Source organism: Kitasatospora humi (assembly GCF_020907985.1).
In the GTDB taxonomy this organism is placed as follows: Bacteria; Actinomycetota; Actinomycetes; order Streptomycetales; family Streptomycetaceae; genus Kitasatospora; species Kitasatospora humi.
Genome location: NZ_JAJJPA010000024.1, coordinates 92,779 through 104,363 on the forward strand (window position 1 = coordinate 92,779; position 11,585 = coordinate 104,363).

Annotated in this window: 13 protein-coding genes; 10 read left to right on the forward strand and 3 right to left on the reverse strand. The window is 71.0% G+C overall.

All coding sequences use genetic code 11. The features are described from left to right. The first annotated feature begins 272 nt into the window (after positions 1–272). The 4 genes from LN042_RS22340 (at position 273) to LN042_RS22355 (ending at position 4,094) form a co-directional block, all read left to right on the forward strand. The gene (locus LN042_RS22340) at positions 273–1,022 is read left to right on the forward strand and encodes a FadR/GntR family transcriptional regulator (RefSeq protein WP_230053078.1); all 750 of its coding nucleotides are present in this window, start codon (positions 273–275) and stop codon (positions 1,020–1,022) included. A 188-nt stretch (positions 1,023–1,210) separates the two neighbouring features. Next, entirely contained in the window at positions 1,211–1,981 is a 771-nt protein-coding gene (locus LN042_RS22345) for a (Fe-S)-binding protein (protein WP_230053079.1), read from the forward strand. Beyond that, positions 1,978–3,441 (forward strand): lactate utilization protein B, encoded by a 1,464-nt coding sequence (locus LN042_RS22350; protein ID WP_230053080.1) that lies wholly within the window; start codon positions 1,978–1,980, stop codon positions 3,439–3,441. Before LN042_RS22345 ends, LN042_RS22350 begins: the two co-directional genes overlap by 4 nt. Beyond that, a complete protein-coding gene (locus LN042_RS22355; protein WP_230053081.1) occupies positions 3,438–4,094 on the forward strand; it encodes a LutC/YkgG family protein in 657 nt (218 codons plus the stop codon). Before LN042_RS22350 ends, LN042_RS22355 begins: the two co-directional genes overlap by 4 nt. A gap of 132 nt (positions 4,095–4,226) precedes the next feature. On the opposite strand, the gene LN042_RS22360 is transcribed toward LN042_RS22355, so the two are convergent. Next, the gene (locus tag LN042_RS22360) at positions 4,227–4,697 is read right to left on the reverse strand and encodes a MarR family winged helix-turn-helix transcriptional regulator (RefSeq protein ID WP_230053082.1); all 471 of its coding nucleotides are present in this window, start codon (positions 4,695–4,697) and stop codon (positions 4,227–4,229) included. 377 nt (positions 4,698–5,074) lie between these two features. On the opposite strand from LN042_RS22360, the gene LN042_RS22365 reads away from it, so the two are divergent. Further along, positions 5,075–5,962, forward strand: a complete 888-nt coding sequence (locus tag LN042_RS22365; protein ID WP_230053083.1) for an NAD(P)-dependent oxidoreductase — start codon at positions 5,075–5,077, stop codon at positions 5,960–5,962. Here the strand turns inward: LN042_RS22365 and LN042_RS22370 are convergent, their stop codons facing one another. Next, positions 5,963–7,927: a phosphocholine-specific phospholipase C gene (locus LN042_RS22370; RefSeq protein WP_230053084.1), complete on the reverse strand. Its 1,965-nt coding sequence runs from the start codon at positions 7,925–7,927 to the stop codon at positions 5,963–5,965. A gap of 112 nt (positions 7,928–8,039) precedes the next feature. Further along, a complete protein-coding gene (locus LN042_RS22375; protein WP_230053085.1) occupies positions 8,040–8,456 on the reverse strand; it encodes an ArsI/CadI family heavy metal resistance metalloenzyme in 417 nt (138 codons plus the stop codon). 90 nt (positions 8,457–8,546) lie between these two features. Between LN042_RS22375 and LN042_RS22380 the strand changes: the two genes are divergently transcribed. The 5 genes from LN042_RS22380 to LN042_RS22400 all read left to right on the forward strand — a co-directional run bounded on the left by LN042_RS22380 (position 8,547) and on the right by LN042_RS22400 (position 11,568). Then, positions 8,547–8,933, forward strand: coding sequence for an ArsR/SmtB family transcription factor (locus LN042_RS22380; protein ID WP_230053086.1), 387 nt, complete (start codon positions 8,547–8,549; stop codon positions 8,931–8,933). Beyond that, positions 8,930–9,664 carry an aquaporin gene (locus tag LN042_RS22385; protein ID WP_230053087.1) on the forward strand — a complete coding sequence of 245 codons (735 nt, stop codon included), beginning with the start codon at positions 8,930–8,932 and terminating at the stop codon, positions 9,662–9,664. The genes LN042_RS22380 and LN042_RS22385 overlap by 4 nt, the downstream gene beginning before the upstream one ends. A gap of 26 nt (positions 9,665–9,690) precedes the next feature. Further along, positions 9,691–10,110, forward strand: a complete 420-nt coding sequence (locus LN042_RS22390) for an arsenate reductase ArsC (RefSeq protein ID WP_230053088.1) — start codon at positions 9,691–9,693, stop codon at positions 10,108–10,110. Positions 10,111–10,238: 128 nt separating this feature from the next. Beyond that, a complete protein-coding gene (locus LN042_RS22395; RefSeq protein ID WP_230053089.1) occupies positions 10,239–10,832 on the forward strand; it encodes an O-methyltransferase in 594 nt (197 codons plus the stop codon). Positions 10,833–10,881: 49 nt separating this feature from the next. Further along, a complete protein-coding gene (locus LN042_RS22400; protein WP_230053090.1) occupies positions 10,882–11,568 on the forward strand; it encodes a class I SAM-dependent methyltransferase in 687 nt (228 codons plus the stop codon). Positions 11,569–11,585: the final 17 nt, after the last annotated feature.

Genomic DNA, 11,585 nt, shown 5'->3' on the forward strand with positions numbered 1-11,585 from the left:
CCACCGAGTCGCCGCACGGCAACCGGTCCCACGCCAGGGAGTCGTCCCACGGTGACCGATCCCGCCCACCCGCGACGGCGGGGCCGCCCCACACGCGACCGCGCCCGCCCGCCTAACCGTGTCCACCACGCACACCAGGCGGCCCCGCGGGCGGACGCCCCACCGGTTCCCGGTCCGGTCAGGAGCACATTGGTGTGACCTATGATCGGACCACGGGCAGGCCGCTCACCCGCGGTTCCCCGGGCGTGAATGGAGCGGAGCGGAAGGGCCTCATGGCGGAGCCGACTGGGTGGGAACCGGTACCCCGCTCGCGCACCTTCGAGCTGGTCCTGGACCGGATCGAAGAGCAGATCCTGGCCGGGAAGCTGCGGGTCGGCGACCGGTTGCCGCCGGAACGCGAGCTGGTGGAGCTGCTCGGGGTCAGCCGGGCCGCGATCCGCGAGGCGCTGCGCGTGCTGGAGGCGCAGGGCGTGGTGCGGGCCAAGGTCGGCACCGGGCGCGACTCCGGCAACGTGATCACCGCCCTGCCGAGCGCCGGCCTGACCCAGTTGCTGCGGTTCCACATCGCGCTCGCCAACTTCCCGCTGCCCGACGTGGTCGACACCCGGGCCGCCCTGGAGCGGGCCAGCGCCCGATCCGCCGCCGGCCAGGCCAGCGAGCAACAACTCGGCCGGCTCCGCGAGTTGCTCGCGCTGATGGACGACCCGGCGTTGTCCCGCGAGGAGTTCAACGAGCATGACACTGCCTTCCACGTCACCATCGCCGAGGCGGGCGGCAACCGGCTGATGGCGGACCTGACCGTGGCGGTGCGCAACGCCGTCCGGCATCCGCTGCTCGCGACCTTCCGCCGCCTCGACGACTGGTCGGCGGTCGCCGCCGACCTGCGTGCCGAGCACCACGCGATCTACCAGGCCATCGCCGACGGTGACGCGCAGGAGGCCGGCGACCTGGTGGAGTCGCACATCCGCCGGTTCCACCATGAAGTCGCACTGCCGGCGCTACCGACGGACGCCGACTCCTAGCGCCACCCGTGCCCCGCACCTGCCGCGCTACCCATTCTCGGGTATATGGTCTGACCAAAGAACGGATGACCCGATGAAGAATGGATGACCCGACGCCTGCCCCGGTGCCGGCCCGGTTCCACCCCGGTGCCAGCTGCCGACCCGGTGCTTACGAGTCACTGACCACCCGAGACCGCACGAGGACCTCCATGCGTGTCGCACTCTTCCTCACCTGCGTCAACGACGCCCTCTATCCGGACACCGGCCGCGCCGTCGTCACCCTTTTGGAACGGCTCGGCGTGGACGTCGACTTCCCCGCCGGGCAGACCTGCTGCGGACAGCCGCAGTACAACACCGGCTACCGGCGCGAGACGGAGCCACTGGCACGCCGGATGGCCGAGGTTTTCGCGGGCTACGAATACGTGGTCACCCCGTCCGGGTCGTGCGCCGCGATGGTGCGCGACAACTACCCGCGGCTCGGTGCCAGGGCCCGCGCCGAGGCGAGCGGCACCGAGCTCGGCCGGGCCGCCGAGGAGTTGGCCCCCCGCACGGTCGAACTCACCGAGTTCCTGGTCGACGTGCTCGGCGTCACCGATGTCGGCGCCTACTTCCCGCACACCGTCACGTACCACCCGTCCTGCCACGGGCTGCGGCTGCTCGGGCTCGGGGACCGTCCGCTGCGGCTGCTTCGCGCGGTGCGCGGGCTGACGCTCATCGAACTGCCGGGCGCCGAGGAGTGCTGCGGCTTCGGTGGCACCTTCGCCGTGAAGAACCCGGCCGTCTCCACCGCCATGGGCCTCGACAAGATCCGCAACGCCCTGTCGACCGGCGCCGAGGTGCTCTGCGGCGCCGACAACTCCTGCCTGATGCACCTGGGCGGACTGCTGCGTCGGCAGGACCGACCGGTGCGCCCGCTGCACATCGCCGAGATCCTGGCCGCCACCGAGCACGAGCGGACCGAAACGGTGATGCCCGCATGAGCCGCACCTTCCTCGGCATGCCGCCGTTCCCCAAGGCGGCCGCTGTCTCCACGCGGAACGCCCGGCTGCGCGCCAACCTCACCCGCGCCACCCACACCATCCGCGACAAGCGGGCCCGTGCGGTGGCCGAACTCGACGACTGGGCCGAACTGCGCCAGTCCGGCCGGGAGATCAAGGACCGCACGCTGCGCCACCTGGACCATTACCTGCTCCAGGCCGAGCAGGCGGTCACCGCGGCGGGCGGCACGGTGCACTGGGCCGCCGATGCCGCCGAGGCGAACCGGATCGTCGCCGATCTGGTCCGGGCCACCGGCGAGAGCGAGGTGGTCAAGGTCAAGTCGATGGCCACCCAGGAGATCGGGCTCAACGAGGCTCTGGCGGCCGAGGGAATCACGGCCTACGAGACCGACCTCGCCGAGCTGATCGTGCAGCTCGCCGACGACCTGCCGTCCCACATCCTGGTCCCGGCGATCCACCGCAACCGAGGCGAGATCCGCGACATCTTCCGTGGTTCGATGGCACGTTGGGGTCGCCCCGCGCCCGAGGGACTGACCGACAACCCGGCCGAGCTCGCCGAGGCGGCCAGGCTGCACCTGCGGGAGAAGTTCCTGCGTGCCAAGGTGGCGGTGTCGGGCGCCAACTTCATCGTGGCGGAGACCGGCACCCTGGTGGTGGTCGAGTCCGAGGGCAACGGCCGGATGTGCCTGACCCTGCCGGAGACCCTGATCTCGGTGGTCGGCATCGAGAAACTGGTGCCCAGCTGGCAGGACTTGGAGGTGTTCCTCCAACTGCTGCCCCGCTCCTCCACCGCCGAGCGGATGAACCCGTACACCTCGCTGTGGACCGGGACCACGCCTAGTGACGGTCCGTCAAACTTCCATCTGGTGCTGCTCGACAACGGGCGCAGCGACACCCTGGCCGACCAGGTGGGCCGCCAGGCGCTGCGGTGCATCCGCTGCTCGGCCTGCCTGAACGTCTGCCCGGTGTACGAGCGGGCCGGCGGCCACGCTTACGGTTCCCCCTACCCGGGGCCGATCGGCGCCATCCTCACCCCGCAACTGCGCGGCCTGCAGAACGAGGTGGACGCCTCGCTGCCGTACGCCTCGTCGCTGTGCGGTGCCTGCTACGAGGTCTGCCCGGTGGCCATCGACATTCCGGAGGTGCTGGTCCAGCTGCGCGAGCGGGTGGTCGAGCAGGCTCCGGGGCACCGGTTGGAACGCGCCGCGATGAAGTCGGCCGGCTGGCTGCTGGACCACCCGGCCGTGTACTCCGCCGCCCTGCGCACCGCCGGCAAGGCCCGCGGCCTGCAGCCGCGCCGGCTGCCACTGCCTGGCCCGGCCAAGGCCTGGAGCGACAGCCGCGACCTGCCCGTGCTGCCCGAACGCCCGTTCCGCGACTGGTGGAACAGACGAGACGACCGGAACCACGGCCACACCGGAAAGGACGACGCGGCCCGATGACCAGTGCCCGTGACCGCATCCTCGCCAAGGTCCGCGCCGCGCTGGCCGACGTGCCGCCCGGCCCACCCGACGCCGACCCGCCGGCGACCCGTGCCTACCGCACCGCCCACACCGAGGCGACCGGCCCCGCGCTGCTCGCCCTGCTGGCGGAGAACCTGGCCGACTACCGGGCCGTGGTGCACCAGACGACGAGCGCCCGACTTCCGGAACTGCTGGCCGAGATACTGCGTGCGCATGGTTCGCGCTCGGTCGCCGTGCCGGCCGACCTCCCGCCAGAGTGGCTGGCGGCAACCCACGACATGACGCGGCTGATCGACAGTCCTGACCTGACTGCCGAGCAACTGAACGGTGTGGACAGCGCGTTGACCGGATGCGCCTTGGCGATCGCCGAGACGGGCACCATCGTGCTGGACGCCGGGCCGGCGCAGGGTCGGCGGATGCTCACCCTGGTTCCGGACCACCACATCTGCGTGATCCGCGCCGATCAGGTGGCCGCCTCCCTGCCGCAGGCCCTGCCCCGCCTGGACCCGACCCGTCCGCAGACCTGGATCTCGGGGCCGTCGGCGACCAGTGACATCGAACTGGAACGCGTGGAGGGGGTGCACGGGCCGCGCCGCCTGGAGGTGGTCGTGGTGTCCGGCCGGCCGCAGTAGCCGCAACCGAGGTCACCACTGAGTTGGCCGCCGCGGCGGAGGTCACCACTCGGGTTACCGCCGCGGCGGAGCTCACCACTCGGGTTACCGCCGCGGCGGAGGTCACCACTCGGGTTACCGCCGCGGCGGAGCTCACAACGGGATGGCCGGTGCGGCCTGCGGGTCCGCCACCACCCGGGCCAAGTCGGCGAGTTCAGGGTCCTTGGCGGCTTCCTGGAGGGCATCGCGCAGGGCGCTGTCGTGGGTCGGACGGGCGGTCTCCAGGAGCTCCAGACCGGCCGGGGTCACATCGGTGTAGATGCCGCGACGGTCGGTGTCGCACAGGTAGCGGGTGAGTAGCGCGCGGTCCTCCAGGCGGGAGACCAGCCGGGTGGTCGCGCTCTGGCTGAGCACCACGGCGTCGGCCACCTGGGCCATCCGCAGGTGGCCACCGACACCGCGGTGCTGCCGGCTGAGCACGGCCAGCAGCGAGTACTCCCGCACGCTGAGGTCATGTCCGGTCTGCAGGGCCTGCTCCAACCGGGACTCGATCCGGTCGTGCAGCCGGGAGAGCGCGAACCACCCCTGAGCGAGGGAGGTCAGCGCCGGATCGGTGGCAGTCATCCCACTGGCTCCTCACATGTCGTCCCGGCCGGGAGTCGTCCATATTCCCGGTGTCCCGACTCCCTACTCCAGATGTCCAGAATACGCCAGTAGGAGGTAACACGCCTTTGCATGTATCAGGCTTGCACAATTAGCGTGAGCCTTCCTGGCCCAACGCCGAGCGCTGCCTAGGATCAGCAGCAGATGAGCCCCACCTGAACGCGGCAGAGCGAAAGCAGTTCAACGAGCAGACGTAGGAGCAGACCGGCCCCGATCGGCCCCCGATCGGCTCTGGGTCAGCAACACAGGCCGGCACGGGTCGGCACGGGGCCGGCACGGGTCGGCACGAGGCCGGCAGCAGCCGAAGCAAAGGTCCATCACCGAGCAGGGAGCCAACCATGCACGTCGGATTCATCGGACTGGGCGCGATGGGAAGCGCGATGGCGGCCCAGTTGGTCGCCGCCGGCCATCAGGTGCACGTCTGGAACCGCTCGCCGGAACCGGTGGCCGAGCTGGCCAAGCAGGGCGCCCTGCCGGCCGACGGGATCGCCGAGGTGCTGCGCTGCGACGTGGTCGTCTCGATGCTCGCCAATGACGCGGCAGTGGAGTCGCTGCTCCTGGACGAGGACGTGCTTGCCGCGGCCACCACCCAGCTGCACGTCAACATGGCCACCGTCTCCCCCGCGCTGGCCAGGCGGGCGGCCCGGCTCCACGACCGGCACGGCATCGGTTACGTCGCCGCGCCGGTGCTGGGCCGCCCCGAGGCTGCGGCCGCCGGCAACCTCACCATCCTCGCAGCGGGCCCGGAGGCACTGCTCGACCGGGCGACTCCGCTGTTCGAGGCGATGGGCCGCCTCACCCACCGGCTGGGCGAGCAACCGCAGCTGGCCAATGTCGCCAAGGTGAGCGCCAACTTCATGCTCTTCTCGGCGGTGGAGGCGTTCGCCGAGGCCGCCGCGCTGGCCGAGGCCAGCGGTCTAGCCCCGGCGGACCTGCTGGAGGTGCTCACCAGCAGCATCTTCCCCGGACCGGTCTACTCGGGATACGGTTCGATGATCGCGACCGGCCGCTACGAACCGGCGGCGTTCAAGCTGACGTTGGGCCTCAAGGACGTCAACCTGGCACTGGAGACGGCTGCCGAGGCCAACGTTCCGCTCCCGCTGGGCAGTCTGCTGCGTGACACCCTGCTGGAGGGCATCGCCCACGGGGACGCCGATCGAGACGTGGCGGCGGGGATCGGTGAAACCGCGCGCCGCCACGCCAATCTGCCGATCCGTCAGCACTGACTACCGCTCCGGCTGCACCCGCCCGGCGAACCGGCGCTCGAAGCCGTCCCCGGTGTTCGCGGTGACCGTGTAGTCGTAGCGGCCGGCGGCAGTCGGAGCGAGCAGGCGCTCCGTGCTGCCGCCGGGCGCCACGCTCACCGTCTGCGTGGCCGAACCGGACGCACCGGAGGCCGAGTTGGCGCCGATGGTGAAGTCCACCGGCTGGCCGCCCTGGTTGCTCAAGGTGATGCGCACTCCGGTCGGCGACTCCACTGCGGACACCTCCGGATGTCCCTTCGACGCGTCGCTCCAGGTGCGCACGTCGCCCTTGTAGCCGCGCAGGAAGCCGTCCGGGCCGTGTGCGTCGATGTCGTACGGGCCGCCGCTGACGCCGAGCGCGCTGAAGAAGTCGCAGACGCTGCCACCGGCCGGTACGGTGTAGCGCCAGGCACCGAACTGGCGGTGGTTCACCGTGTACATCGACAGGCCCGCCCCCAACGTGCCCAGGTTGTCGACCGTGATCCAGAGTTGGCCGGTGGCGGTGTCGGTCCGGGAGGAGGAGCCGAACCGGTAGCCGATCGGCAGCGACGGCCGGTCCCCCGGTTCGATCTGCGGCTCCTGCTGCACGAGCGGCGGGAAGATCGGCGGCAGCAACTTCTCGTCCTGCTCGGCGAGATCGGCCAGCAGTTTCTTGGTGTCCGGCAGTGCGGGGAAGGTGCGGTTGCAGGTGCTGAAGTCGAAGGCGGACATCAGGTCACCGCAGACCGTGCGGCGCCAGGCGGATATGTTGGTCTCCTTGACGCCGGTCCAGTTCTCCAGGAACCGCAGCACCGACGTGTGGTCGAACACCTCGGAGTTGACCTTGCCGCCCCGGCTCCACGGTGAGATGACGATCATCGGCACCCGGGGGCCGAGCCCGATCGGCGCACCGTTGATGAACTCGTCCGGCGTACCGTCCGGCGCGACCGGCGGCACCACGTGGTCGAAGAACCCGTCGTTCTCGTCGTAGTTGAGGAGGACCACGGTCTTCGCCCAGACCTCCGGGTGGGCGGCCAACGCCTGCAGTACGACCGAGGAGGTGAAGTCCGCGCCCTGGGCCGGCGGGTGGTTGGGGTGCTCCGACTGGTCGGTCGGGGCGACTACCCAACTCACGGCGGGCAGCGTGCCGTTGGCCACATCGTTGGCGAAGTCGTCGGCGCCGCGCCGGGCCATGCCCTTGTCGTGGAGCGGAGAGCCGGGCTTGGCCTCCCGGAAGGCCTTGAACCAGGCCAGCGCGTTGTCGTCGAAGTTGTCCTGTTGCTGGTAGACCTTCCAGGAGATGCCCGCCGCCTCCAGGCGCTCAGGGTAAGCGGTCCAGGTGAAGCCGCTCTTGCTGTTGTCGGTGACCGGACCGCCGTTCTTGCCGGAGGGGTCGACCGTGCCCGACCAGAGGTAGAGCCGGTTGGGGTCGGTGGACGCCATGGTGGAGCAGAAGTACTGGTCGCAGAGGGTGAAGGCGTCCGCCAGTGCGTACTGGAACGGGATGTCCTGGCGGCGGTAGTAGCCCATGGTCCACCAGGTCTTGGTGGGAATCCAGTTGTTCCACTGCCCGTTGGCCCAGGCACTGTGGGTGCCGTTCCAGGAATGGTCCAGGTCGAAGATCCGCTGCGCGTCGCTGGTCGAGGTGTCGAGGTGCCAGGGCAGCAGGCTGGTCCCGCCGACCGTGCCCAGCATCCGCTGCCGCAGCACGTCGGAGCCGTTCGGGAACCGCACCCGCGAGGTGTCGCCGTACCCGCGAACCCCGTTCAAGGTGCCGAAGTAGTGGTCGAATGAGCGGTTCTCCTGCATCAGCACCACGACGTGCTCGATGTCGTCCAACGTGCCGGGCACGGTCGGCGCGGCCAACGCCTGCTGCACGGTCACGGGCAGGGCGCCCAGGCCGAGGGCGGCGCCGGCGCCGGACGCGACGGCGGAGCCGAGCAGGGCGCGGCGGGAGAGCGGGGACACGAGTCCTCCAGGGGTGGGGTCGACTGCGGGGTCATCGGTCGCTGTGGGACGGGCAGTTACCTGTCGGTAGGGATGATTTCAGCGACAACCGAACAGCGGAAGACCCCGTCGGTCAGGTGCAGCAGTCCTGCGGCGCGGCGTCGGCGCTCTTGCCGAAGGTGTCGGCGTCGGCCTTGACGACATAGACCTCCCAGGGCTCCTTGCCGGGGCCGGTCACCCAGGTCTTGTCCTGGAGCGCGTAGCAGCACCGGGCGTCCTTCTCCTCGACGGCGGTGAGCCCCGCCCGGCGCAGGCGCTCGGTGGCGGCGATGACCTGCTCGGTGCGCTCGACCTCAACGCCGAGGTGGTCCAGGCGGGTGTCCTGGTCGGGCTCGCCCTCGATGAGGACGAGCCTGAGCGGCGGCTCGGCGATGGCGAAGTTCGCGTAGCCGGGGCGGCACTTGGCGGGCTCGGCACCGAACAGCTTGGCGTAGAAGGCGATCGAGGATTGGAGGTCGGCGACGCGCAGGGCGAGTTGGACGCGGGACATGAGGAGCCTCCTGATCAGCTCGGCTCATATTTCGACAACTATCGATACAGCGAGCTTGCGCCCTGAATCGATGAACGTCAACATAGACGCATGTCGAAATCAGAGCTGGTGGTGCTCGACCAGGACGAGGCGGCGGTGTGCTGCTCGCCGCTGGTGCGCGAACCGCTGGGCGAGACGGACGCCGCTGAGCTGGCGCGGATGTTCAAGGCGCTCTCGGACCCGGTGCGGCTGCGGCTGCTGTCGCTGATCGCCTCGTACGAGGGCGGCGAAGCGTGCGTCTGCGACCTGACCGGTCCGTTCGACGTGTCCCAGCCGACCATCTCCCACCACCTGAAGGTGCTGCGCGAAGCCGGGCTGGTCGGCTCCGAGCGACGCGGGACCTGGGTGTACTACTGGGTGCTGCCCGGCGCACTCGCGTCACTCTCCGCACTGCTCCAGGCGCCGGGTGAGCCGCGGGCACGGGCGGCCGCACGGTGACCGGCCTGCCTCGAAGGGCAGCGGGCGAGTTCATCGGGACGGCTGTGCTGGTCGCCGTCGTGGTCGGTTCCGGCATCCAGGCCACCGAGCTGTCCCCGGACGTCGGAGTGCAGCTGCTGGCCGACTCCCTGGCCACCGTGTTCGGCCTCGCAGTACTGATCGTGCTGCTCGGTCCGGTCTGCGGAGCGCACTTCAACCCGGCGGTGACGCTGGCCGCGTGGTGGGACGGGCGCCGCGGCCAGGGCGAGCGGCTGGAGCTACGCGAGGTCGCGGCGTACATACCCGCCCAGATCGCCGGGGCGGTCGGCGGAGCGGTGCTGGCGAACGCGATGTTCGCCGAGCCGCTGGTGCGCTGGTCCAGCCACGAGCGCTGGGCGCCGCACCTGTGGCTGGGTGAGGTGGTGGCGACCGCCGGGCTGATCCTGCTGGTCCTCGGCCTGCCCAGGGTCGGTCGCGCAAATGGCGCACCGCTCGCGGTCGCCTGCTACATCGGCGCGGCGTACTGGTTCACCTCCAGCACCTCCTTCGCCAATCCAGCGGTGACGGTCGGCCGCGCGGTGACGGACACGTTCGCCGGGATCGCGCCCGGGTCGGTGCTGCCGTTCGTCGGCGCGCAGCTGGTGGGGTTGGTGGTCGGTGTCGGTCTGGTGAGTGCGCTGTTCGGCCGGCCCGCCCCCGGCGCAGAGGCCGTCACACAGGTCGCCCCCGCTCCCGTCGCCGCCGGCCACTGAACGCCCTGCCTGGAAAGAGACCCCTCATGAGCGCTCCCGCCACCCCATCCGTCCTGTTCGTCTGCGTGCACAACGCCGGCCGCTCGCAGATGGCGGCCACCTTCCTCACCCACCTCGCCGCCGGCCGGGTCGAGGTCCGCTCGGCCGGCTCCGCCCCGGCCGCCACCGTCAATCCCGCCGTGGTCGAGGCCCTGGCGGAGGTCGGGATCGACATCTCCGCCGAGGTGCCGAAGGTGCTCACTGCCGGGGCCGTCCAGGCGTCCGACGTGGTGATCACCATGGGCTGCGGCGATGCCTGCCCGTACCTGCCCGGAAAGCGGTACCTGGACTGGCAGTTGGCAGACCCGGCGGGCCAGGGCGTCGCCGCGGTACGCCCGATCCGCGACCGGATCGAGCAGTTGGTGCGCGGGCTGCTCGACGAACTCGGGGTCGAGCCGGCGGTGTGAGGGCCCAGCCCACTTCGTGGACCGACAAGGTGCGCCGTCAGACCGTCGTAGCCGGCCGCCTGTTGCGCGGGGCCGGCCGCTGGGAGGATCGGAGGTGGTCCGACAGTCCGACACACTGCGAGGTCCCGTTGTCCGTGCAAGGAACCGCCCTCCACCGCAGCTTCGTTGACCTGCCGCCGCTGGTCACGCGGGCGCTCCGGGCCGCTGAGGGCGCCGGGTTCGGGCACTCGTGCCGGCCGGAGCAGGGGCGCCTGTTGCAGACGCTGGCGCAGGGCGCGGCTGGGCTGATCGGCGAGACGGGGACCGGGTGCGGCGTGGGGCTGGCGTGGTTGGCGAGCGGGGCGAGGGCTGGGGTGCGGCTGGTCAGTGTGGAGCGGGACGAGGAGCGGGCCGCGGTTGCGGCCGAGGTGTTCGCCGGGGTGGCACAGGTCACGGTGGTGTGTGGCGACTGGACCGAGCTGTACCGAAGGGGCCGGTTCGATCTGCTGGTGCTGGATGGCGGCGGGCAGGGGAAGGGGGATGCGCCCGCCGACCCGACCCGTCTGCTTGCGGAAGGCGGCACGGTGGTGGTCGACGACTTCACGCCCTCCTCCACCTGGCCCCCGCTGCACGAGGGCCGGCCGGACACCGCCCGCCTGCACTGGTTGGAGCACCCCGCGCTGCGGGCCACCGAGCTGCAGCTGGCACCCGACTTGAGCACTGTGGTCGGCCGTCTGCGCTGAAACCGTCACCCGGACGGCCAAGTTGGCGTTGTCACCGTGGAGGTGCGACATGGTGACAGACGAAACGGCGATGCGCCCGGCGGTGCGGGAGACGTACGGGCCGGCGGATTTGAGTGGAGCGCCCATCTTCGCCGGTGGGTTCATCAACTTCGGCTACTGGCAGGCCATTGACCTGGACGGCGCACTCGGCCAGGTGGAGCGGGTGCGCAGTCAGGAGGATCTCTACCGGCACGTGCTGGATGCCGTCGGGTTGGAAGAGAAGGGGAAGCTGCTGGAGGTTGGTTGCGGGCTCGGCATGGGGTGTGCGCTGGCGCTGCGGGAGTACGGCCCGGCCACGGTCACCGGCTTGGACATCCACCCGGAGCAGTTGCGGCGGGCCCGCGGGGCACAGGCCGATCTGCTGCGGTCGGAGCCGGGGCGGCTGCGGTTCGTCCAGGGGGCTGCCGAACGCATGACCCTCGCGGACGGCAGGTTCGACGCCGTCATCAGCGTGGAGGCCGCTCAGCACTTCCCGGACCTCGGGGCCTTCGCGGCAGAGGCGGCGCGGGTGCTGCGGCCGGGCGGTCGGGTGGCCGTGGCCAGCTTCTTCACGGTGGACGACGCGCCCGGCCGACCGGCGGAGCTGGCGGAGCTGCTGGAGACGTTCGCCAGCGGCCTGGACATCGCCCGCCCCGTGACGGCGCTCACGGACGCGTTCACGGCCGCCGGACTCTCCCAGGACGTGCGCGCCGAGTGACGCGCGTTGAGCCGTCG

Coding starts and splice junctions, on each gene's coding strand:
- LN042_RS22375 (WP_230053085.1), bottom strand. CDS start 8,456: ATGTCCCGCGTCCAACTCGCCCTGCGCGTCGCCGACCTCCAATCCTCG.
- LN042_RS22390 (WP_230053088.1), top strand. CDS start 9,691: ATGAGCGCTCCCGCCACCCCATCCGTCCTGTTCGTCTGCGTGCACAAC.
- LN042_RS22360 (WP_230053082.1), bottom strand. CDS start 4,697: ATGACTGCCACCGATCCGGCGCTGACCTCCCTCGCTCAGGGGTGGTTC.
- LN042_RS22380 (WP_230053086.1), top strand. CDS start 8,547: ATGTCGAAATCAGAGCTGGTGGTGCTCGACCAGGACGAGGCGGCGGTG.
- LN042_RS22340 (WP_230053078.1), top strand. CDS start 273: ATGGCGGAGCCGACTGGGTGGGAACCGGTACCCCGCTCGCGCACCTTC.
- LN042_RS22365 (WP_230053083.1), top strand. CDS start 5,075: ATGCACGTCGGATTCATCGGACTGGGCGCGATGGGAAGCGCGATGGCG.
- LN042_RS22350 (WP_230053080.1), top strand. CDS start 1,978: ATGAGCCGCACCTTCCTCGGCATGCCGCCGTTCCCCAAGGCGGCCGCT.
- LN042_RS22345 (WP_230053079.1), top strand. CDS start 1,211: ATGCGTGTCGCACTCTTCCTCACCTGCGTCAACGACGCCCTCTATCCG.
- LN042_RS22400 (WP_230053090.1), top strand. CDS start 10,882: ATGGTGACAGACGAAACGGCGATGCGCCCGGCGGTGCGGGAGACGTAC.
- LN042_RS22355 (WP_230053081.1), top strand. CDS start 3,438: ATGACCAGTGCCCGTGACCGCATCCTCGCCAAGGTCCGCGCCGCGCTG.